A 21548-nucleotide genomic window follows, 5' to 3' on the forward strand; every position below is an offset into this window, starting at 1 on the left:
GACGTTTCCCTGACAGAGCCGCCGTCCGCACTCATGAGGCTCCGCGGGGGTGACCAATGCGCATGACCGACGTGACCTCCTTCGACGGGACCCGCCTGGCACTCAGCTCGTGGGGACAGCCCGACGGACCCGCGCTGCTGCTCGTGCACGGACTCGGTCTGTCGGCGGAGTCCTGGGGGACGGTTCCGGAGCGGCTGTCCGACCGGTACCGCGTCCTCGCCTACGACCTCCGGGGCCACGCCCAGAGCGGTGACGCACGCTCGGGCGGCTACGCGCTGGACGCGCACGCGCGAGCCCTGGACGCCGTGCTGTCCCGCGTGGCGCCCGACGACGGCCCGGTCGTGGTGGCGGTGCACAGCCTCGGCGGCGGGATACTCCTGACCCACCTCGCCGCCGGCCCCGACGACCGGATCATCGGCGCGGTGTTCGTGGGCTCCGGGGGCTCGGGCGTCACCGCCCCGGGGCTGTCGGCGCGGCATCTGCCGACGTGGCTGCAGCAGTGGCTGCGGTGGGGCTGGTGGAACGCGCTGCGCGGCGGCGTGTGGATCGGCCGGCTGGTGAAGCCCCTGCAGGCGCTGTCCGACCGGATGGTCCGCCGAGCCGCCTTCGCACGCGGCGAGCCCGAGGAACTCGTGGCCCAGGTCCGGGACAGTTTCCTGGGCAGCCGGCCCCGGGCCCTCGCAGGGACGACGATGGCCAGCCTGAGCCACGATGGCGTGGCACTCGGGCCGGCGCTACGTGCGCCGACGCTGCTGCTCCACGGCAGCGCCGACCCGGAGGTCCCGCAGGACGAGATCCGGGAGCTGCTGTCGGTCCTTCCGGACGGCGAGCTCGTCACGGTGCCCGACGCAGGGCACATGCTGCCGCTCACCCATCCGGACGTCGTCGTCGCAGAGCCGCACCGGTGGATGGTCCGCGTCGCGCAGGCCGGTTCGGCGGCCGTGACCTCGCCTGACCTGTGACAGCCCGCTGTCGAACGTGTGTCACAACTGCCATCAACGGCATCCCCCGACGGCTGACGGGCACCGCAGTCCTCGTCCAGAAACCGCCGCGCACAGCCGTGTGCGGCCATCCCACGCATCGGAGGACGACATGACCAGCAACGCCGGACGCATGAGCCGCAGCAGGAAGCTCCGTGCCGGGCGCACGGCCACCGCGCTGGCGGCGGCCGTCGTGGGCATGGGCGGCCTGGCCGCCTGCAGCGACGACTCGGCGGGTCCCGAGGCCGGCGGCGTCACCGCGGAGGACCTGCAGCAGTTCGAGGATCAGTTGACCGGCCTCGAGGAGCGCGTCGGGGTCCTCGAGGGCGGGCTCGGCGAAGACGACGAACTGGCCGGTGAGGAGGACAACGCCCTCTACGACGACACCCAGTCCTACGTCGGCCAGGAGGTGACCGTGAGCGGAGAGGTGTCGGAGATGGTGACGACGACCGACGTCGGGAGCTCCATCCGGATCGCCGGCGAGTCCGGCGACCCGATCGCGGTCGTCTCCGCCATGCCGTCGGCAGAACTCGACGCCAACGACGTCGTCCGGGTCACCGGAACTGTCGTGGAGGTCCAGCGGGACACCTTCGAGGAGGACTTCGGGGTCGCCGCCGACGAGCTCTTCGAGGACGCCGACGCATGGTTCGAGGAGGAGGAGGGTGCCATCGCCATCTCCGCCGAGCGCATGGAGATCCTGCAGGCCCAGGGCCAGAACGACTGACCCGTCCCATCTGCGCGGGGGCGACGTCGCCGAGGCGGCGTCGTCCCCGCAGTGCGTCAGCCGCCGAGCACGGTCGAGCGGCCGGTAGCCGGTCCCCGTGGCCGGGAGAGGAGGCAGGAGCCGTGAATGCGCGAGCACCACGTGCCGACGACATGACCGACGCCCTCGACCCGACCGGACAGGAGGGGAGCGGGAACGGGCCGGCGACGACATCCGTCGTCCCGGGTCGCCGGAGATCGGGGCGTCCGGCTGTTCCTGCCTGGACGCTTCGGGTGATGGCGACCAGCGGCGCCGTCCTGGGCCTCGCCGCGGTGGGCTGGCTGGCGTTCTGGCTGCTGCTCCGGATCCCGCTGGTCACCTTCACCCTCGCGCTGGCACTGCTCGTGGCCGCGTTGATGGCGCCGTTCACCGGCGCGCTGCGACGGACCGGCCTGCCGGCGGCCCCGTCCGCGCTCCTGGCGGTGCTGTCGCTGGCAGCCGTCCTCGGGGGCATCGGTTTTCTCTTCGGCTTCCGCGCCGCCTCGACGATGCGGGACCTGACCCGGCCACTGACGGCCGGCATCGACCGGATCCGCGTCTGGGCGATCGAGGGACCACTGGGCCTCGACCCCCAGCAGGTCGCCGACATCCGCAACGAGATCGTCAGCTGGATCTACCAGGCCGCGCCCAGCCCTACGGCCGGTGCCCGCATGGCCGTCTCCGTACTGGGCGCCCTCGTCCTCGTCGCCTTCCTCGTCTTCTTCCTGCTCAAGGACGGGGACGCCATGTGGTCGTGGCTGCTCGAGCGGGTGCCCGGGAGGCGACTCGACCAGGTCGACGGCGCCGGGCGCGCCGCGTGGGACACGCTCGCCCACTACGTGCGGGGCGCCGTCCTGGTCGCGCTCATCGACGCCGTCGGCATCGGCGCGGGGCTGCTCGTCCTCGGCGTCCCGCTGTGGCTCTCGCTCACGATGCTCACGTTCGTGGGCGCCTTCATCCCGCTGCTGGGGGCCACGTTCAGCGGCGCGGTGGCGGTGCTGGTCACCCTCGTCACCAACGACCTGACCGACGCGGTCATCGTCCTTGTCATCGTCCTGGTCGTGCAGCAGGTCGAGGGCAACCTGCTGCAGCCGCTGATCATGGGCCGAGTGCTGCACCTCCATCCCGCGGTCATCCTCGTCGCGGTGACGACGGGAGGTCTGCTGTTCGGCATCCCCGGGGCCCTGCTCGCCGTCCCGGTCCTCGCGGTGACCTACCGCGTCCTGGAGTACGTCCGGCTGCATCCGCTGGACCCCGTGGGCACTGGCCCCGGGACACGGGAAGCCACCGCCCCGCCACTGCAGGGGGTCCTGGACCGCGGTGCAGCAGCCGAGGTCGGCCACTGACCACGTGCGACGGACGGCGCCGGACCAGGACGCCGGTGCAGGAGGCCGAGATCAGACGTCGGCCCGTCCGAGCACGACCTCGTGCTCGGAGGACTCCGCGCCACGGAGGACGGTGAGCACGACGCTGTCTCCCGGAGCGGCCCGACGTACGGCGGCCGTCAGGTCGGTGGAGGTCGCCACCTGCCGGTCGCCGACGGCGGTGACGACGTCGCCGGGGCGGAGGTCCGCCGCAGCCGGACTGCCGGGCTGGACCTCGACCAGCCGGGCACCGGTCGCCACCTGACCGTCGGTGACGGTGGTGGCCCGGACGCCGAGGACTGCCGTGCTCGCGGTGCCGTCCCGCATGATCTCCGTCGCGATGCGGTGCGCGGTGTTGCTGGGGATCGCGAACCCCACGCCGATGTTCCCGCCCGACCCGGCCTGGCCCGGGCCGGCCGGTACCGAGGCGATCGCCGTGTTGATGCCGATGACCGCACCTGAGTGGTCGACGAGCGCCCCGCCGGAGTTGCCCGGGTTGATGGCCGCGTCGGTCTGGAGGGCGTCGATGACGGCGGCGTCGGCATCGTCCCCGCCCGGGGAGACCGTCCGGTGGGTTGCGCTGATGATGCCGTCGGTGACCGTCTGCGACAGACCCAGCGGCGCGCCGATGGCCACCGCGAGGTCACCGACCACGACCTCGTCGGAGTCCGCGAAGGTCGCCGGAGTCAGCGAGTCGGCGCCCTCCAGCCGCAGGACGGCCAGGTCGAGGGACGGCTCCGTCCCGACGACGGTGGCATCGTGGAGCGTGCCGTCCACGGTGCGCACCTGGACCTGTCCCCCGCCCCCGCCTCCGTCGATGACGTGGTTGTTGGTGAGCACGAAACCGTCCTCGGTGAGGACGACACCCGAGCCGCTGCCGGAACCGGTGCGGCCCGTCACGTAGACGGTCACCACGCTGGGGGCTGCCGTCGCCGACGCCGCCGCCACGTCGGTGGTCGCCCGAGACGTCTCGATGACGTCGGCGCGGGCAGTCGCCGAGGACGCGGAGCCGCCGTCAGACGCGCTGAGGGCCATCACTCCGGCGCCGGCTCCTCCTCCGACGAGCGCACCGGCGAGCAGACCCACCAGTCCCATGCGCAGCGGGCGGCCGGTCGACCGATTGTCGGCCGCGCCGACCGTGCCGGTGAGAGTGGGGGTCACGGGATGCGCATGGGTTCCGGGCTGGTGGCGGCCCAAGGCGTCCAGGGCCTCCGGACCGTCGGTGCCACGCCACGCGTGCCCATGAGGATCTCCGATGGGCCCTCGGTGCTCGGTCACGATCGTCCTCTCCCTCGTGCGCCCCTGCCGGCCGCATCAGGGACCACCGTCCCCGCGGACGCTGGAAGACTCCTGACCTGTCGCTGTGACTCCGCTGCACGCCGTCCCGGCCGCCGCTGGGAACGCGATGCCACAGTGACGCTGCCACCGATCACGGGCCGGGCCGCCGCTGACGTCACCCACCGGCGCCACCGCTCTTCACCTGAGCCGTGTGCGTGAAAGTCATGAGCAGCAACCCGCCCAGGATGTTGCCGATCGTGGACAGCACCACGTTGGTGGCGAGGGCCCCGTAGCTCGCGGCGCCGTCCAGCCAGATGCCGAACAGCAGGTGCAACGCGGACACCACGACGTGGTCGAAGGGGCCCAGCGCCAGGAAGAAGCCGACCAAGTAGGCCACGAGGATCCGTGCCGTGACGGTGTCGACCGCATCGAGCATGTACGAGAGCAGCGTGATGAGCGCGCCCGCCAGGACGGCGCGCACCAGCGTGGCCGCCCACCCCTTGCTGGCGAGCTCCTCCGCGAGCCGGGACAACGTGTCGGCCGCTCCCGCGGGCAGGGCCCCGTCCACGGTCAGCAGCGCGACCAGCAAGGCGCCGCCGACGAGGTTGAGCGGCAGGGTGATTCCCCACAGCCGCAGGAGCCGCCGCCAGGGTCCGCGGTCACGGTGCTGGACGGCGGCGGCGACGGGATCGAAGAAGTTCTCCGTGAACAGCTCCGACCGGCCCACGACGAGGAACACCACGCCGATGGAGAACGCCGACGCACCGGCCAGGCTCCCGACGCCAGCGCCGAACCGCGGCGCGACCATGGCATCGACGACGCCGAGGGCGACGAGACCGAAGATGATGGTCACCCCTGCGATGAACCCGGTGGAGGCCTGCTCGAGGGCCGAGCTGGACAACCGACGCTCGCCCTCGGCGGTGGCGCGCTCGTAGATCTGCTGGGGGGTGGGGGCGACACCCATGTCGTTCCTCCCTCGGGGGCGGGCCGGCGACACCGTCCGTCGGCCTCCGTCCACGCCCTTCAGCCGGCGGTCAGTCCGGGTGGACGGCGCGACCACGTCCGCGAACGTCGTCGGCCAGACCTCGAGGGCCGTGTCCTGCAGCCAGGCGCACTGCCTCCCGCTGGGCGATCAGGTCCCCGACCCGCTGCCCCCGGCGTCGCCCGACAAGCACGCCGCCGGGCAATGTCATCTCCTTGACACACAGCCGGCCAGCGCCGTGTCAGGTCCGTCAGCGCCGTCCGGATCACGGACGGAGAGAAGAGCTGTCCGTCGGTCGGCTCCTGGCCGTGCCGGAACCCCGGCCAGATCGGCGGATGCCCGATCCGGAACCGCCCCGAGGTCGATGCCGGCGTGCCGCGCCTCCAGCTGTGCGGTCACCGCGAACCCGAAGAGGACGGCCACGGAGGTCAGCTGCGTCCAGAGCAGAAGTGCCACCACCCCGGTCAGCGGTCCGTAGACGACACCGAAGGACGCCGAGAGCTGCACGTACGCCGCGAGCAGGCCGGTGAACGCCATCCACAGGGACACCGCGACCACGGTGCCGAGAGCCAGCCACGACCACCCGGGCTGGCGACGGCGAGGGGCGAGCCGCAGCATGGCCAGCACCGCGCAGAGCACCAGGAGGACGGCCAGCGGCAGCGCCGCCCCCATGACCACGTCGTCGTCCCAGCCGTAGACGCCCTCCACTGCGTCACCGAAGGCTGCGCCGGCCAGCAGCACACCGGACCCGGCCATCCCCGGGAGGCCGGCGGCGAACGTCATCCCCAGCGCCCGGCCGTACTTCTGCCTGCTCGGCCTGTCCCGGGGTATCCCGTAGACGCGGTTGGCCCCGCGCTCCACCTGCCCCATGGCCGTGGTCAGGGTGGCGAGCGCGAAGGTGAGCCCGATCCACAGCGCCGCCGCGGACCCCTCTCCCTCCTCCAGGGTCGTCCGGATGAGATCACCCGACCCGCCGGGGCTCACGCTGAGGAGAGTCGACCGGAGCACCCGCCCCAGGTCCTCCGTGGCAAGAGCCCCGCTGAGACCGACCGCAGCGATCACCAGCGGAATGAAGGACAGGGACAGCTGCAGTGCGAGGGCGCGGGCGTGGGAGAACCCGTCGCCGTAGCGGAACCGTGCGAACGCCTGCGTCCAGAACGACCACCGCGCGGCACGGACGGCGCGGAGCGCGTCTCCCGCCGTCAGCGCGCCGCCGAACCGCCCGTCCCCCTCGGGCACGGCGGGGACCGGGTCCGCCTCCAGGTCCTGCGGCTGGTCCATGACCGGATTGCAGCACGACGCGGCGGTGACCGCTGCGCCACCGCCGCGGGCGAACGCCGCCCGGTCGCAGCGGCATCTCCCGCCCGACCGGTGCGCCGGACGCAGGATGGGCTGGAGCCGGGAGTGTGACCGGCCCGTGTTCTTCCTGTTGCAGCTCCGCGCTCTCCGGACTGCACCCGCCCAGAGGGGGCACGTCCTCCGTGCCCACGACGCAGCGCGACGAGGAGGCAGCATGACTACGACCGAGGTGCCAGGCCGCCTGGTGTGGCTGGGCGACACCTATCGCACGGTGGCGGATCCGGAGGCCGACGTCCGGGGGCGCACGGCCATCGACAGCAACGGCGCCGAGCTCGGCACGGTGGACGATCTGCTGGTCGACGAGGAAGAGGACCGGGTGCGCTTCCTGCGCATCGGCTCGGGCGGGATCCTCGGCCTGGGCAGACACCGGTTCCTCGTACCCGTCGACGCGGTCACCGTGGTCGGACGAGAGCTCGTGCTCGTCAGCCGGGACCGGTCCCGGCTCCACGACGCACCCGGCTACGACCCCGAACTGACCGGTGACCGGCAGTACTTTGACCGCCTCTACGCCTGGTGGGGCTACCCGCCCTACTGGGCACCGGGCTACGCCTACCCGCCTTATCCCTACGGCCTCTGAGTCGCCGCGACCCCGGTGGACGGCGGCTGCCCGACCGGGAAACGGTCACCTGCCTGTCATGTCACCCCGCGGAGCGGCGCCAATTGTGACGCCTCTCTGACATCCGGCCGGGCAGCGGTTCCAGGCCCCGGGTCCGGCCACCCAGTGAGTGCCGGCCCGGTGCGATCCCTCGCCCTGACCCGGCAGCAGAGCCGACCGGGGTGTGTGCGATGACTCTCCCGGCACCGTCCCTGCCTACATGCGACGAGCCAAGGAGTGATCACATGCGAGGACATCGGCGACCCACACGAGGCCCGTGGAGGCGAACGCTCGCCTCCGTGGGACTCGTGGGTGCCCTGCTCGGCACCGCCGCCTGCGGTGGCGGCGACGGCGGCGGCACGCCGCAGGCCGTCGGGGAGGACGACTTCTCCGAGCAGGGTGACCCGATCACCGGCGGCACCATCGAGGTGGGCCTGGAGGCGGAGACCAACAGCTGGCTGCCCGGCGAGGGCACCTTCGGCAACCCGGGCACCTCGGTGGCGTACGCGATCTACGACCCGTTGGTCAAGCGGACCGAGGAGGGCGATCTCAAGCCCTACCTGGCGGAGTCGCTCGAGCCCAACGAGGACTTCACCCAGTGGACGCTGAAGCTGCGGCCCGACGTCCAGTTCCACGACGGCACCCCGCTGAACGCCCAGGCGCTCAAGACGATCTGGGACGAGTACCTCACCGTTCCGACGTCGAACGTGGCGGCGTCGCTGTCCGACGTGACCTCGATGGAGGTCGTGGACGACCTGACGGTGCAGTACAACCTGGCCGACACCAACGCGGCATTCCCCGACGTGCTGACGCAGTCGCCCGGATGGCCGTTCTCGCCGACGGCGGCGGCAGCGGCCGGTGAGGATGCCGGGGCCAACCCGGTGGGCACCGGTCCGTTCGAGTTCGTCAGCTGGCAGCGTGACAGCGACCTCGTGGTCGAGCGGAACGAGAACTACTGGCAGGACGGCCTGCCCTACCTGGACGGGATCACCTTCCGGCCGATCCCCGACGAGGACACCCGGCTGGCCAGCCTGCAGAGCGGTGACATCCAGGCCATGCAGTCCCTGCGGCAGAGCACCATCGCCCGGGCCCGCGACCTGGAGGGCGTGGACAACTACGAGTATCTGGGCAACAACAGCGGTGGCTCGCTGATCAACACGACCCGCCCGCCGTTCGACGACCGCCGAGTGCGGCAGGCACTCGGGCACGCCATCAATCAGGAAGCCCTCATCGAGGTCCTCGGCGGCACGGGACTGACCCCGGAGGCCACCCAGTACTTCAGCCCGGACAGCCCCTTCTACTCCGAGGACGCTGCGGAAGCCTTCCCGGACTACGACCCGGAGCGGGCGCAGGAGCTCTACGACGAGTACATCAACGACCCGCAGCGCTCCGACGGGCAGCCGGTCGGCTCCCCGATCTCCTTCACCTACGCCTGCCCGCCCGACCCGAGCCTCAACGAGCTGTCCCAGCTCTACCAGTCCTTCTGGAGCGGCCTGGGCATGGACGTCGAGCTCACCACCGTCGAGCAGGCCGCCCACATCCAGAACGCGCTCGCCCGGGACTACGACGTGCAGTGTTTCCGGTTCAGCTCCGAGGAGGACCCGTACTACATCCTCAAGGACGCGTTCACCCCGGGCGCACTCAACTTCACCGGCTACACCAGTGCAGTGATCGACGAGAACCTGGAGATCCTGCGTTCCACGACGGACCTCGAGGAGCGCCAGGCCGCGGTCGAGGCGATCAGCCTCGACGTGTCGGAGAACGTGCCGAACCTCTTCACCGGCTACACCCTCACCGACATCGCCGTGCAGGACGAGGTGAAGAACGTAGGCGGCTGGGAGTTCCCGGACGGCACACCGGGCAACGGTGTGCCGGGTGCGACCGCCATGTGGGGCCACGTCTGGGTGACCGACTAGGCACCCCGTGAACCACGGCGGTCCAGGCGGAACACCGCCTGGACCGCCGTGTGGCGTACCCGCTCGCGGTCGTGGGGATCACGCGGATCCGCCTGCCCCGGGGCACCGGGGGCCGCGCATGTTGGGCGGGAAGGTGACAGCTTCGCGACAAGGGCGTCACGTCGAGCTCCGTCGACCTGGCCGTGGGCACCACGGACGTGACCGCGGTGATGTCCGCGGCCGTGGTTCCAGCGAGGAGCGACGATGAGCACGACCATTCTCCGGGCGCAGAGTCCGGCGGCTGCACCGCACAGTCCCGTGGCTGCCGGCGGCGACACCTTCGGCGACATCCTGTCCGAGGCCTACCGGCCGGACGCCGCCCCGCCGGTTGCCGTACACGTCCGCCCCGAGCTGTGGCAGTGCCTGTTCCACCAGCTCGGCGCCACCCTGTCGGCGCCACCACTTGTCTTCATCGTCGACGACGAGCTGCCCACCGCACCCGGGTACGAGATCCACCGCGCCGCGCCGGAGGCCACCTGCTCGAGAGGGGTGGCGCGGTGAGGGTCGCGGAGCACTCGTCGTCCGCTCGCCGCGGAAGGGTGCGGACCGGCTGGCTCGTCGCCGCGACGTTCGCTCTCGGAGCGGTCACTGGCGGGTTGGCCGTGTCCACGATCGACGACGGTGCAGAGGTCGCCGCCGTCGCCGAGCCGCCCACCGCAGCGCGTCCCTCGTCGGAACGTCCACCCCCTGCCGAGGGCGTCGTGGGGAGGCTCGACGACGCGTGTCTGCGCGCCGTGACCGCTGCGGAACAGGTCTACGCCGCACTCGAGGACGCCGGCAGCGCGATAGCGGCGCTGGACGCCCGCCGGCTGGACGAGGTCCTCCACGAGGTCCGGCCGCTGCGCGACCAACTGAGAGCGGGAACGGCAGCCTGCGATGTCGACGTCCGGCGACCCGACCGCGCCATAGGCACCGGCGTTCCGGCATCGCCGCCGGCCGGCCCGTGACGGTCGTGCGCAGGCCGACGTGACGGCGCCGCCAGGGGGCGGGCCACCGGAGCAGGGACGCATGCTCCGTGCGCCGGGTCGTCTCCTGCGCACCGCCGTCGTGTCGGGACGGTGGCTGGTCATCGGCGCATGGGTGGCCGCCGCCTTCGTCACCACCTTCGCACTCCCGGGCGACGGTGCAGGGGGGGCCGGCGACATCGGCAGCCTCCTCCCCTCCGACAGCGACGCGGTCGCAGTGCTCGAGCGCTCTCTCGAGGACTTCCGCATCCCCGCGCTGTCGGAGACCGCCGTGGTCGTGCACGACCCGGACGGCCTGGATGTCCTCACCCGCGCCGACATGGTGGTGCAGGCCCTGGCGACGATGCAGGCGGCCAAGCGCACCCCTGGAGATCCAGGGGACGGTCGCGTCGAGGCGGCCATCCCCGTCCCCATGATGACGTCGGACACCGCCGTCACCTTTCTCTACACAACTGAGGGCATCGCGCTCGCCGAGCGGATGGGCTTGGCGCAGCGGTACGCGACCCACTTCGAGACCGACCCGTCCGTGCAGACCTTCGTGACCGGTGTGGTTCCGGCCCAGGTGAGCCAGGCCGCCCACCTGCAGGCCCGGCTGCACACCTTCGAGATCGCCACCCTCGTGCTCATCGCCCTGGTCGTCGCCGTGACGTTCCGATCGGTCGTCGCACCGGTGGTGGTGCTGTTCGCCGCCGGCATCGGGTACCTCGTGTCCCTGCGAGTGCTGGAGTTCCTCGCCGGGATCCTCGGGTTCGCCCTGCCCGGTCAGCTCCGCCCACTCACCGCTGCACTCCTCATCGGCGTCGTCACCGACTACTGTGTGCTGTTCATCTCCGGTTTCCGCCGTCAGCTCGAGGGCGGACTGCACCGCCATGAGGCGGCCCGGCGCACCCTGCTGTCGGAGGGACCGATCGTGGCCGTCGCCGGCCTCACGGTGGCAGGGGGGACGGCGGCGCTGCTTGCGGCGGATTTCCAGCTCTTCCGCGCCTTCGGACCGGCCCTGTCGCTCACCGTGGTCATCGGTCTGCTGGTATCGCTCACGCTGGTCCCCGCGACTCTGGCCGTGCTCGGACGAGCACTGTTCTTTCCCAGGCGGGTGTCGACGGAGGGCGGCGGCTCGCGCGCGTCCGCCCGCCCGGCTACCCCCGGCAGAGTCGTCACCCTCGTCACCCGCCGCAAGGGAGCCGCCCTGGTCACCGCTGCCACGGTCACGGTGCTGACGCTGGCCGCGCTACCCCTCCTCCACATGCGACTGGACGTCTCCTTCGCCGCCGGCCTGCCGGACGACGATCCGGTCCGTCGAGGAGCGGAGGTGCTCGACGACGCCGGGCTCCGGGGGATGGTCGCGCCGACCGAGATCCTCGTGGAAGGGGACGGGGTGGCCGAGCAGCGGGCGGCCCTCGCGGAACTGCAGCGGTCGGTCGCGTCCCAGCCCGGGGTGGCCGCGGTGCTCGGGCCGGCGCAGCACCCTTTCCGCGACGAGTACGGCGTCCTGTTCGCGGAGGACGGCGACGCCGCTCGGCTGCTCGTGTTCTTCGACAGCGACCCGCTCGCCGCACCTGCCATCGCCGACCTCGACGTCCTGCAGGGGAAGCTCGACCGGTTGCTGCAGGACGCAGACGTGGACGACGCCACGGTCGCGGTCTCCGGTCAGACGGCGATCGCGGCGGAACTCGTGGAGCTGACCCGCCACAACCTGTGGCTCACGTTGCTGGCAGCCTTCGCAGTCGAGCTCGTGATCCTGGTGCTCTACCTCAGAGCGCTCGTGGCGCCGGTTCTCCTGTTGGCGTGCAGCGCCCTCGGTGTGGCGGCCGCGCTCGGACTGGCCGTCCTCGTCTTCCAGGATCTCGGCGGCGACCCCGGACTGCTGTTCTTCGTCCCGTTCACCACAGCCGTCCTGCTTCTCGCGCTGGGCTCCGACTACAACGTCTTCGCCGTGGGGTCGATCTGGAAGGAGGCCGCCCGCTGTCCGCTGCACCAGGCCATCGCCCGCGCCCTGCCCAGCACAGGGCGCGCCATCAGCGCTGCCGGACTCATCCTCGCCGTCACCTTCGCGATGGTTGCCATCATCCCCCTGGACAGCTTTCGGCAGCTCGCCTTCGTCATGGCCGTGGGTCTGCTCCTCGACACATTCCTCATCCGGCCCCTCCTCACCCCAGCTCTGCTGACCCGCCTCGGGCGCGCCGCAAGCTGGCCCAGCCGCCGGATCCTCACCGCCGGCCACCCTCGCCCGGCCCGCGAAGCCCGTCCGCGGTCCTGGCCCCGCGGGCCTGACCCGTGAGCGGCGTGACAGCGGCACGGAAGTAACAGAACTGTCACACGCAAGCAGGCGCACGCGAGACCAGGTGACAGCTCCGGGACACGTCCGTGCGGCGGGGGGTGAGGCCGGCTGGCGCACGTCATTCTCAGCGCAGTTCGAGGTGGCGACGGCTGGTGCCGCCTCGAGGGCCTGGGCGGTGGTGCGGAGAGGGTGAGATGGGCAGCCTCGACGACGTGCCTCGCGCCGTGCTCATCATCGAAGACGACCCTCGGATCCGCCGGATCCTGCAGATGACGCTGCAGCGCGAGGGGCTCGAGGTCGCCGAGGCCGAGAGCGGCGAGGCGGGGCTCGAGCACTTGGGTGAACGCGACTTCGACGTCGTCCTGCTGGATCTCATGCTCCCCGGCAAGGACGGCTTCGAGGTGTGCCGGGAGATTCGCCGCACCTCCAACGTGCCCATCATCATGGTGACCGCGCGGGGCGACAGCCACGACGTCGTGGCCGGGCTGGAGGCGGGTGCGGACGACTACGTCTCCAAACCCTTCGTGGCCAAGGAGCTGTCGGCGCGGATCCGAGCGCTGGCCCGCCGTACCCGCTCTCCGGAGCCGCGCGTCCGGATCTCGGTCGGCGAGCTGGAGATCGCGCCCCACGACGGCACCGTCACGCGCAACGGAGAGCTCGTCAACCTGACCCGCACCGAGTTCCGACTCCTGTGCGAGCTGGCTGAGGAGCCCGGCCGCGTCCTCAGCCGGGAGGACCTGTTGCAGCGGGTCTGGGGCTATGACTACTTCGGCGACTCCCGCCTGGTCGACGTGCACGTGCGGAGGTTGCGGAAGAAGGTCGAAGAGGATCCGGGCCAGCCCACCGTGGTCACGACCGTGCGCGGCATGGGCTACCGCATCCCCCCGTGACGGCGACCCGGTCCCGCCCCGCGCCAGAGCACCCCGTCGAGCCTCCACGGGTGGACGGAGACTCTGCCGAGCTCGGGGGCGGGAGGACCAACCCGCTACGAACTCTCCGGGGGCGGGCAACCCTTGCCTTCACGGTGGTCACCACGGTGCTCTGCAGCCTTCTCGCAACCGCCGTCTGGGTAGCGGTCTCCCAGTACCTGCTCGTGCAACGGGAGAGGACGACGCTCATCCAGGCCGCGGACAACGCCACGCAGGTCCAGCGGGCCCTGGGCACGGAGCGACTGACCGTCCCCCAAGTACTCGCCCAGCTGCCGCGCGAGAGCGGGTCCATCTCTCTCTACGTCGACGATGGCGAGTGGGTGACGACGTCCCTGCTCGTGGGCCGCGACGCCATCCCGGACAGCCTGGCCGGACCGGTCCTCGAGGGAAGCCCCGCGCGGCAGCGGATCGAGACGCGGGACGGCACGCTGATGGCCGTCGGCATCCCGCTGGCCGGATTGAACGAGGCCTACTTCGAGGTCTTTCCCCTCGACGAGCTGGACCGGACGTATCGCGTTCTCGCCGCGGGCCTGGGGATCTCGGTCGTCGGGCTGGTGCCGCTCCTGCTCACCATGGGGTGGTGGGTCACCGGGCCGGCTCTACGTCCGCTGAGCCGCGTGGCCTCGGCCGCCGGCGCCATAGCCGAGGGCGACCTGTCCACACGCATCGACCCTCGCGGGGATCCGGCTCTGGCCGCCATCGCGTCCTCGTTCAACCGGACCGCCGCCTCCCTCGAGGCCCGCGTACGGACGGACGCTCGGTTCGCCGCTGACGTCAGTCACGAGTTGCGCAGCCCCCTGACCGCCATGCTCGGGGCGATCGACCTGGTGGAGGACTCCGCGGCGGAGCTCCCCGCCGAGGGGCGGGAGGGCGTGTCGGTCCTCCGTTCGGAAGTCCACCGCTTCGAGCGCCTCGTCGCCGACCTTCTGGAGATGTCGCGGTCCGATGCCGGCAACGCGGACCTCGTCCTGGAGCACGTCCGCCTGGCCGCTCTCGTGGAGGAGACACTCGCCCGACGTCGCCTCACGGGGAGGGACACCGCTGAGCTGCGCGTGGACGCCGCGGCGACCGACGTGGTCATCCGTGCCGACAAGCGACGCCTCGAGCGCGTCTTGGGCAATCTCATGGACAACGCCGACAAGCATGGCGGCGGTCTGAGCGGTGTCACGGTCACCTGCAGCGACACCACCGCCCGTGTGGCGGTGGACGACGACGGGCCGGGTATTCCCGAGGATGAACGGCTGCGCATCTTCGACCGGTTCGCCCGGGGAACCGGCAGCAGCCGCACCCGTACTGACGGGGCCGGACTGGGTCTGGCACTGGTCGCCCGGCACGTCCAGGCGATGGGGGGCACCGTGACCGTGACCGAGAGCCCGTCGGGGGGAGCGCGGTTCGTCGTCCAGCTGCCGATGGGTGCCGTCTCATGAGGAGCGGCGCTGCCAAGCGAAGCCTCCTGGCCCTGCTCGCGGCACTGCTCGTGGCACTCGTGAGCAGCTGCGGGGTTCGTGCTCAGGATGCCGCTGAGGCTGCGCCGACCGGGGCACCGCCGGCCGCGGAGATGGGGAGACCGGATCAGTCCTCGGGTCCGCGGCTGACCGTCTTCTTCGTGCGCGGCGCCGACCTGGCCCCCGTGGACCGTCGTATCGGCGCTTCCTCGCCTGCCGCAGCACTGGCTCAAGTCGTGGACGGCCCCACCCGCTCCGAGGCTGCGGACGGCATCCGTACCGCATTGGCCCCAGAGGTGGTGGGCGTCGAGGCCGTGGGGCCAGACGGAACCGCGACGGTGGCCGTGAGCCGAGGCTTCGCCGGGATCACCGGCGGCAACCAGTTGCTCGCAGTGGCGCAGATCGTCTGGACCCTCACGGCCCTGCCGACGGTCGAGGATGTCCAGTTCACCGTGGAAGGGATCCCGGTCGAGGTGCCCACCGATGCCGGTCTCTCGTCGGGCCCTGTCGACCGCGGGGACTTCCGCTCCGTCGCACCGGCAGAATCGACAGCCGCTCCGCCCACGACGAGCCCCCCTCCGGGCGCGACCAGCAGCTCGACCGAAGGCAGCCCTGCTCCGCGTTGACGGACCGCCCCTGGTCACCTGAGCGTCATCTACTGCGCTCGCCGCGCAGGTGGTGACACGCCCTTCGGACAGCTCCATGACAGAACCGCAGGATCGGTAGGCCCCCGGCCCGAGCGGTGCCACGGTTGACGCAGGCAGGGTGATCCGCCCGCCATCACGCGCCGACAGTCCGGAGGACGACATGGAGACGAAGCACGAGGCCGTCATGAACGACCCGCGCCCCCTCCCGCTCCGCGATTCCGCCACGGTCTTCAGCCAGGTCATCAACACACACGGGTGTGTCCGGGCACGGGGCGATCTGACCCGCCGCACCGCCGACCAGCTCCGGGGGACCGTGGAGGCCCTCCGCCACGGCGGGTTCTCCCACGTCGTGGTCGACCTTCGGGAGCTGCGGTCGACCGACGAATTCGGGTTGAGCTCGCTGAAGGCGACCCGGACGGCGGTCGAAGCGGCCGGCGATCGTCTCACCGTGCTGGCTCCTCGAGACGCGGCAGGGACTTTCGACGGGTTCACGCCTCCAGGGCAGTGACCGACGCCAGAAGCTCGGCATAGAGCACCAAGCCGGTGAGGAACCACGGGTAGCTGGACCGCCCGGACGCCGGGAGCTCCTCCTTGAAGACGTTCAGCAGGATCGACCCGCCGAGCAGCGCCGTGAGCACCGCGACCAGCAGGGTGCTGGTCGGTGCGAGCAACGCGTCCAGCAGCCAGCCGGCGAGCAAGGCGGCCGAGAGGAGCAACCGTCCGCTGCGGGGAAACCTGTGCGGGTAGTGCGCCTCCAGCGATCTGTCGGTCAGCACGAAGTGCAGACCCATCGCCACGGTGAACAGCAGCATGAACGCCAGGCCGGTCTGCAGTCGCAACGCCATCGTGTAGGTGATGAGCGCGTTGTAGACCATGAACGCGCCCAGGTGGAGCGAGTAGACCCCGACCGGTTCGAGGGCCGACGGCCTCTGGCCGGGGCCCTTCCGGGCGGGGTCGGGCGAGTGCCGATCAGCCAGCCGCTGCAAGCCGTAGAAGGCGGCGAAGCCGGCGAGGGTGACGACGAAGATGCCGAGGTCCACGACGGGCGTCGGTTCCACGACGTCGTCGAGCGCGCGCCCGATCGCCTCCTCGCCGTCCGCCAGTTCCGGAAGCAGGCGAAGGAAGACGTAGGCGACGGACAGCCCACCCGCGAAGGAGGCGGTGGCGCGTTCGGGAACGAGCGGCAACCGGCGGATCCGCGGCGCGGCCAGATGCAGCCCCGCCAGGAGGGCAGCCAGGGCCAGCGCACCGATCAGGCTCTGCGCCGTGGTGAGCGAGACGTGCACGAGTCCGGCCCCGGCGACGTCAGTCCTCGTCGAGAAGGTTGACGTCGACGGCGGCGATGTAGGGACCATCCTCGAACACCGCGTAGCCCTCGTCGTCCAGGTCCTGGCCGAGGTCTTCCTCCACCTCCGGCAGGAGGAACGTGCCGACATCACCGGTGACCTGGGCGATGTACCCCGGGAGGAGGGTCACCCCGTCCGGGGTCGGCCGCGTCACCAGGGTTGCCATGTCACCCTCGCCGATGACGAATGCCTGCGGGCTCAGGACCTCCACGATCTTCCCGCGGACGGTGACCGGCTCAGCGGTGAAGGACTCCGGGTCGTCGAAGAACGCGGTGCTGTCGTCGTCGTTGGGTGCCTCCGCGATGTCCGCCTCCGTGGCGTCGTCCTGGAGATCGTCGAGATCTCCCTGGTCCTCGACACCTTCCTCGTTGATGTCCTCGAGCGTCGTTCCTCGATCCGGTTCGTCACCGCAGGCGACGAGACCCAATCCGGTGGAAGCGGCAATGGCAGTGGCGGCGAACAGCCGCCCGGTGCGAGAGCGGATGGCGGTCACGGCAGATCTCCTCCTGGGGAACGGCAGCGCCGGGACGACGCCGCCGGGATGCTTCTCGGGCTCCCTGGGGCTGCCCCCGTCAGGCGCTTCGCTCCCGCCAGCTCGCGACTTGTCACGCGTCCGCAACGGCGCTGCGCTGATGAGTGACGGCTCCGTGTCGTTGTTCGACTCCAGTCGGCCGGCACCCGGTCCGTGGGCATGGTGTGGCGGCCGACGCCGGTGCGCACGCCGCTACGCCACTTCGATCGGCCGATGCCAGGAGGATCGATGTTCGCTGCCCGCCATTGCGATGACTTCATGTCCCTGGCACCGGACCGCACACCACGCCGCCGGATCCTGGAGAGCTTCCTGGGGGTGCCCTTCACCGACGGCAATCAGGTGGACGTCCTCCGGAACGGCGAGGAGATGTTCCCAGCTCTGCTGGAGGGGATCGCAGCGTCCACACGGAGCATCGACCTGCTGTGGTTCGCCTGGCGCAGCGGGGCCGTCGACGGCCGGCTGACCGATGCCCTCGCCAGCCGGGCGGCAGCAGGTGTGCAGGTTCGAGTCCTGCTCGATGCCTACGGCGGCCGGAGAATCTCCTCCGACCGCCTCTCGTCTCTGCGCCGCGCCGGCTGCCATGTCCTGTCCTATCGCCCGCTTCCCAGTGCACGACCGACGGTGTGGAACCTGCGCACGCACCGCCGTGTCCTCGTATGCGACGAGGCGCTGGCCTTCACCGGCGGAACCGGCATCGCCGACGAATGGGACGGCGACGGGCACCATCCGGGAAGCTGGCGTGACACCGGCGTACGGGTCGCGGGGCCAGCCGTGGCAGGCCTGCGTGCGGCCTTCGCCGGCCCGTGGTTCCAGACCCAGGCCCGGTGGGCGGGAGGCACTCCTCTCACCCCCGCGGACCGCTGTCCCCCACTGTGCGGCGAGGGTACGAGCGCCGTCCAGGTGCTGCGTTCCTCGTCGGCGCCCGGCTGGAATGACGCGGCCCTGGCCGTCGCCGCGCTGCTCCAGACGGCGAGCACACGGGTGAGGGCGTGCACGCCCTACGCCCGGCTGCCTCACTGGCTGCTCACGCTGGTCGCCGACACCGCCCGGCGTGGAGTGACCGTGCAGCTTCTGGTCTCCGGCCCACACGTGGACCGCCCGTCGGTCCACCTGCAGGCCGAGCGGCAGTTCCAGCAGTTGCTGGACGCGGGCGTGGAGATCTGGCGCTACCAGCCGAGCCTGATGCACGGGAAGGTCCTCACGGTCGATCGCCAGTTGTCGATGGTGGGCACCACGAACCTGGACGTCCGGTCGCTGACCCTGAACGAGCAGGTGTGCCTCCTCGTGGACGACCCTTCCGTCACGGCGGTGCTCGACAGCGACTTCGACGAGGACCTGCGCGCTAGCGAGCGCGTCACCGACGCCGGATGGAAGATTCGGCCAGTCAGGCGTCGGGTGCTCGAGATGGCCGCTGACGCCCTCGGCCGGCCGCTGCGCGGCTGGGGTGGTGCCGGCCTGGCGGGCCCGCGGCCGCACCTCGTGCGGTCTGAGGACAAGCACCCGTCCCCGCAGCGGGGTTCGCGGCATGGGCCTTCCGAGGAGGGTCACGGCCGCGCCGGCCCACGCATCACCGTCGCCGGAGAGCATCCTCCGTCGGCGCCATGACCTCATCGGAGGTGCTCGACCGGTTCCCGATCGACGACGTAGTCGTCGGTCATCGTGACGGTCGGGGCGGCACTGCGTCGGTCGAATCGGCCGCCGTGTCGCGACTCCTCCGTCCGGCGTCCACCACCGGCCGACGGAGCTTCCCACCGAGGAGGCCACCGACCGCTGCGAGTGCGGCGCCTGCCAGCAGCGATGAGAAGCCGACCCAGAGTGCCGTTTCCATGGTGAAGCCGCCCCCGGCGGTCCCCCAGGGACCTACCGAGGGAGTTCTGCACACCTGGAGGCCCGATCCGAGCCGGTCGGTGAGATCGAGCGCGCCAGGAACAACGGCCGTCACCATCAACGCGACGGCGGCCGTCGCGCCGATGAACCAGCCGAGGTCCCCGCTGACCCAGCAGGTGCCCTCACCGCCGTTCTCGCTGTAGGCGGTGGCGAACCAGAGTGCGGAACCCCTCGCCGCACCACGGTCGGACCGGAGGACCGACCGCTGACCTCCGTCACCTGCCCGCCGCGGCGAGCGCCCTCCCGCCTTGCGAAGGACTGTCACCGAGCCGCAAGGCGGCCGCTTCCAGCACCGCAGCGACCGTCAGCGGGTGCTGGAGGTGGACCCGGACACCGGTACTGCTTCGCCGTCCGATCTGTCGGCTGACCGCAGCCCGGCCTCCGCCTGGTGAGCGGTGCCCGAGGCACGCGTGCCGCCGTCTCGTACGACTTGCAGCCGCTGGTCGAGTAGGTCATCCAGACGCCGCATTCTCACGTCGATGGCCACGACCAGGGCTGCCTCCATGTCGAACAGCTCGGCCTGGCGACGTCTCACCTCCGTGAGTTCACCCGATGCCCCCCTCATGACTTCGCGGAGAGAACGCAGCTCCGCATCGATGGCGGTCATGCGGCGAGGCGGGAACAGGGGCATGGCGATCTCCTCGGTCGATGGTGCGGTGGCTGCACCCGGCTGAGGGTCACCGCGCCGGGTCGTCCACCCGTGATGCCCTGTTGCGCGACTCGCTTGCTGAGTTCCATGTTCCTGACACGCGAACGCAAGGCGGGCGCCACATGGCCACCACCGGCGGCACCACCAAGGTCAGCGCGACCACCGCCACGATCGTCGGCGCCCAGAGCGTCGGTTCGGCCGCGGCGGAGTCCACGCCAGTCCGCGATCAGCATCATCGCTCTGAAGTCGACACCGAAGGGCACCCCGACGACCTTGGTCACCTCAGTCACCGCTTCATCGCTGCGCTCTTCTGGCCCGGCGCGGCATCGCCCGTTCCGGACGACGTGACTACCTGGTGCCCGGTCCGTGCAGGTTCACGAGCCGGTGGGGTCATCGGCCGGGTCTTCGAAGTCGAAGGGCTCACTCGGTTCCTGGCCGGAGGCAGCCACCACCGCTTCGACGGTGACCTCCCCCGCCTCCTCGAACACGAATGTGACAGGGATGGACTGGCTTGATCGGAGGGAAGTCTGCAGATCCTCGAGGACGACCGACGGTGCCCCTTCCGCGCCGACGTAGACGTTGTCGTTCTCAGGTACCGGGATCACCGCGGAGTCACCATCCACGGTGAGGGCCGCATCCGTGAAGTCCGGTCCCCGGACGTCCACCAGGTCGTCCTCCTCTGTCCCTGTGTTCGAGATGCCCAGGTACAGAGGCGCGTCCTCGCCCACCTCATACACGCCGTCGGACGGATAGGCCAGCTGCACCTGCAGCACCTTGACGTCCTCGCTCACGGCCTCGTCGGGGCCTACGGCACCCGTGTCGTCCACATCAGGGGTCTCATCGCCGCAGCCGGCGATCGCCACCATCGCCGCGGCAAGGAGCCCTGACATCCGCGCCACTGTGCTTCGTCCGGCCATGTGCCTCTCCCCTTGTCCCGCCCCGCGCGACGCCGAGCCGTCTCCCCGACTGGTCGGTCGCTCGCCGGAGCGCGTGGATCCGTGGCCATGGCCTGCCCGTCACCCAACGGGACAACCCGGTCGGACGCTGACTGTCACAGGACTGACATGGACCTCGCCGCGTGGTGCCGGGTCCCTGCGGCGACAGTCGCCTTGTCGCCGGGGCGGGTCTGCCGCCGGCCTGGGAACGGTTCATCGAGTCCGCGGCGACAGGAGGGGCGATGGCGCTCGGATCGCCCCTCCGTGGCACCGTGGAACGCGGCGACCTGCCGGACGACGCTTCGCCTGATGCGCCCTCACTCCCGCTGTCGCGCTCGACCGGCCGGACTGTCGCGCCGACGGAGTCAGCAGACGCGGTGCACGGCCGCCTGCTCGACAGCGGTCGACGACGTCTCGCGGTCGTCGACGACGGCGAGCGCCTGCTGCAGCACGCGCCCGTCGCGGAGCAGCAGGGTGGGACGCGCGGTCACCACCGTCCGCGCACGCGGTCGCCGCTGCGCCCACGGCGCGGGCAGCCGGCGCAGCAGCACGCCGACGACCAGCGCGGGGCCGCGCCAGCCGAGGTCCGCCCAGGCCGACCACGGCAACACCACTCCGAGGCCTAGGAGCAGCGGTAGCACCGGGAACCGGCTGACCGCCTCGTCGATCAACACGCTGGC

21 protein-coding genes are annotated in these 21548 nt (G+C 71.3%); 13 read left to right on the forward strand and 8 right to left on the reverse strand.

From position 1 onward, the window contains the following. Positions 1-62: 62 nt before the first annotated feature. From CRP29_RS13675 to CRP29_RS13685, 3 genes are all read left to right on the forward strand, one after another. Entirely contained in the window at positions 63-962 is a 900-nt protein-coding gene (locus tag CRP29_RS13675; protein ID WP_176522966.1) for an alpha/beta fold hydrolase, read from the forward strand. Positions 963-1092: 130 nt separating this feature from the next. Then, entirely contained in the window at positions 1093-1704 is a 612-nt protein-coding gene (locus CRP29_RS13680; protein WP_097195636.1) for a hypothetical protein, read from the forward strand. A 275-nt stretch (positions 1705-1979) separates the two neighbouring features. After that, the gene (locus CRP29_RS13685; RefSeq protein ID WP_176522967.1) at positions 1980-3068 is read left to right on the forward strand and encodes an AI-2E family transporter; all 1089 of its coding nucleotides are present in this window, start codon (positions 1980-1982) and stop codon (positions 3066-3068) included. Between the two features lie 51 nt (positions 3069-3119). On the opposite strand, the gene CRP29_RS13690 is transcribed toward CRP29_RS13685, so the two are convergent. The 3 genes from CRP29_RS13690 to CRP29_RS13700 all read right to left on the reverse strand — a co-directional run bounded on the left by CRP29_RS13690 (position 3120) and on the right by CRP29_RS13700 (position 6627). Further along, positions 3120-4247, reverse strand: coding sequence for a S1C family serine protease (locus CRP29_RS13690; RefSeq protein WP_245852803.1), 1128 nt, complete (start codon positions 4245-4247; stop codon positions 3120-3122). Positions 4248-4539: 292 nt separating this feature from the next. Continuing rightward, the gene (locus CRP29_RS13695) at positions 4540-5328 is read right to left on the reverse strand and encodes a formate/nitrite transporter family protein (RefSeq protein WP_097195638.1); all 789 of its coding nucleotides are present in this window, start codon (positions 5326-5328) and stop codon (positions 4540-4542) included. Between the two features lie 225 nt (positions 5329-5553). Then, entirely contained in the window at positions 5554-6627 is a 1074-nt protein-coding gene (locus CRP29_RS13700; protein WP_097195639.1) for a YihY/virulence factor BrkB family protein, read from the reverse strand. A gap of 232 nt (positions 6628-6859) precedes the next feature. Between CRP29_RS13700 and CRP29_RS13705 the strand changes: the two genes are divergently transcribed. The 9 genes from CRP29_RS13705 to CRP29_RS13745 all read left to right on the forward strand — a co-directional run bounded on the left by CRP29_RS13705 (position 6860) and on the right by CRP29_RS13745 (position 16027). After that, on the forward strand, positions 6860-7282 hold the full coding sequence (locus tag CRP29_RS13705; RefSeq protein WP_097195640.1) for a PRC-barrel domain-containing protein: 423 nt from the start codon (positions 6860-6862) through the stop codon (positions 7280-7282). Positions 7283-7599: 317 nt separating this feature from the next. Further along, entirely contained in the window at positions 7600-9216 is a 1617-nt protein-coding gene (locus CRP29_RS13710) for an ABC transporter substrate-binding protein (RefSeq protein ID WP_176522968.1), read from the forward strand. Positions 9217-9459: 243 nt separating this feature from the next. Next, a complete protein-coding gene (locus CRP29_RS13715; protein ID WP_097195642.1) occupies positions 9460-9756 on the forward strand; it encodes a hypothetical protein in 297 nt (98 codons plus the stop codon). Between the two features lie 101 nt (positions 9757-9857). Continuing rightward, positions 9858-10202 carry a hypothetical protein gene (locus CRP29_RS13720; protein ID WP_141437128.1) on the forward strand — a complete coding sequence of 115 codons (345 nt, stop codon included), beginning with the start codon at positions 9858-9860 and terminating at the stop codon, positions 10200-10202. A 61-nt stretch (positions 10203-10263) separates the two neighbouring features. Next, positions 10264-12498: an MMPL family transporter gene (locus CRP29_RS13725; protein ID WP_097195644.1), complete on the forward strand. Its 2235-nt coding sequence runs from the start codon at positions 10264-10266 to the stop codon at positions 12496-12498. Between the two features lie 194 nt (positions 12499-12692). Beyond that, entirely contained in the window at positions 12693-13388 is a 696-nt protein-coding gene (locus CRP29_RS13730; protein ID WP_097195645.1) for a response regulator transcription factor, read from the forward strand. A 50-nt stretch (positions 13389-13438) separates the two neighbouring features. Beyond that, on the forward strand, positions 13439-14854 hold the full coding sequence (locus CRP29_RS13735) for a sensor histidine kinase (protein WP_097195646.1): 1416 nt from the start codon (positions 13439-13441) through the stop codon (positions 14852-14854). 179 nt (positions 14855-15033) lie between these two features. Next, positions 15034-15498 (forward strand): GerMN domain-containing protein, encoded by a 465-nt coding sequence (locus tag CRP29_RS13740; protein ID WP_176522969.1) that lies wholly within the window; start codon positions 15034-15036, stop codon positions 15496-15498. 139 nt (positions 15499-15637) lie between these two features. Then, positions 15638-16027: an STAS domain-containing protein gene (locus CRP29_RS13745; protein ID WP_141437129.1), complete on the forward strand. Its 390-nt coding sequence runs from the start codon at positions 15638-15640 to the stop codon at positions 16025-16027. On the opposite strand, the gene CRP29_RS13750 is transcribed toward CRP29_RS13745, so the two are convergent. Then, positions 16008-16805 carry a hypothetical protein gene (locus CRP29_RS13750; protein WP_097195649.1) on the reverse strand — a complete coding sequence of 266 codons (798 nt, stop codon included), beginning with the start codon at positions 16803-16805 and terminating at the stop codon, positions 16008-16010. The two genes, CRP29_RS13745 and CRP29_RS13750, sit on opposite strands and share 20 nt — an antisense overlap. Positions 16806-16824: 19 nt before the next feature. Then, entirely contained in the window at positions 16825-17484 is a 660-nt protein-coding gene (locus CRP29_RS13755) for a hypothetical protein (RefSeq protein ID WP_141437130.1), read from the reverse strand. A 171-nt stretch (positions 17485-17655) separates the two neighbouring features. Between CRP29_RS13755 and CRP29_RS13760 the strand changes: the two genes are divergently transcribed. Further along, entirely contained in the window at positions 17656-19002 is a 1347-nt protein-coding gene (locus CRP29_RS13760; protein ID WP_176522970.1) for a phospholipase D-like domain-containing protein, read from the forward strand. A gap of 586 nt (positions 19003-19588) precedes the next feature. On the opposite strand, the gene CRP29_RS13765 is transcribed toward CRP29_RS13760, so the two are convergent. The 3 genes from CRP29_RS13765 to CRP29_RS13775 form a co-directional block, all read right to left on the reverse strand. Further along, positions 19589-19891 (reverse strand): hypothetical protein, encoded by a 303-nt coding sequence (locus CRP29_RS13765; protein ID WP_141437131.1) that lies wholly within the window; start codon positions 19889-19891, stop codon positions 19589-19591. 416 nt (positions 19892-20307) lie between these two features. Further along, positions 20308-20850, reverse strand: a complete 543-nt coding sequence (locus CRP29_RS13770; RefSeq protein WP_141437132.1) for a copper chaperone PCu(A)C domain-containing protein — start codon at positions 20848-20850, stop codon at positions 20308-20310. A 383-nt stretch (positions 20851-21233) separates the two neighbouring features. Then, positions 21234-21542, reverse strand: coding sequence for a DUF421 domain-containing protein (locus tag CRP29_RS13775; protein ID WP_097195654.1), 309 nt, complete (start codon positions 21540-21542; stop codon positions 21234-21236). Between the last annotated feature and the right edge of the window lie 6 nt (positions 21543-21548).

Source organism: Blastococcus aggregatus (assembly GCF_900221005.1).
In the GTDB taxonomy this organism is placed as follows: Bacteria; Actinomycetota; Actinomycetes; order Mycobacteriales; family Geodermatophilaceae; genus Blastococcus; species Blastococcus aggregatus.

What these genes read in the sequence shown, in the direction of transcription:
- CRP29_RS13675 (WP_176522966.1), top strand. Translation starts at nt 63, where the DNA reads ATGACCGACGTGACCTCCTTCGACGGGACCCGCCTGGCACTCAGCTCG.
- CRP29_RS13680 (WP_097195636.1), top strand. Translation starts at nt 1,093, where the DNA reads ATGACCAGCAACGCCGGACGCATGAGCCGCAGCAGGAAGCTCCGTGCC.
- CRP29_RS13685 (WP_176522967.1), top strand. Translation starts at nt 1,980, where the DNA reads ATGGCGACCAGCGGCGCCGTCCTGGGCCTCGCCGCGGTGGGCTGGCTG.
- CRP29_RS13695 (WP_097195638.1), bottom strand. Translation starts at nt 5,328, where the DNA reads ATGGGTGTCGCCCCCACCCCCCAGCAGATCTACGAGCGCGCCACCGCC.
- CRP29_RS13700 (WP_097195639.1), bottom strand. Translation starts at nt 6,627, where the DNA reads ATGGACCAGCCGCAGGACCTGGAGGCGGACCCGGTCCCCGCCGTGCCC.
- CRP29_RS13705 (WP_097195640.1), top strand. Translation starts at nt 6,860, where the DNA reads ATGACTACGACCGAGGTGCCAGGCCGCCTGGTGTGGCTGGGCGACACC.
- CRP29_RS13715 (WP_097195642.1), top strand. Translation starts at nt 9,460, where the DNA reads ATGAGCACGACCATTCTCCGGGCGCAGAGTCCGGCGGCTGCACCGCAC.
- CRP29_RS13725 (WP_097195644.1), top strand. Translation starts at nt 10,264, where the DNA reads ATGCTCCGTGCGCCGGGTCGTCTCCTGCGCACCGCCGTCGTGTCGGGA.
- CRP29_RS13730 (WP_097195645.1), top strand. Translation starts at nt 12,693, where the DNA reads ATGGGCAGCCTCGACGACGTGCCTCGCGCCGTGCTCATCATCGAAGAC.
- CRP29_RS13760 (WP_176522970.1), top strand. Translation starts at nt 17,656, where the DNA reads ATGTCCCTGGCACCGGACCGCACACCACGCCGCCGGATCCTGGAGAGC.
- CRP29_RS13765 (WP_141437131.1), bottom strand. Translation starts at nt 19,891, where the DNA reads ATGACCGCCATCGATGCGGAGCTGCGTTCTCTCCGCGAAGTCATGAGG.
- CRP29_RS13770 (WP_141437132.1), bottom strand. Translation starts at nt 20,850, where the DNA reads ATGGCCGGACGAAGCACAGTGGCGCGGATGTCAGGGCTCCTTGCCGCG.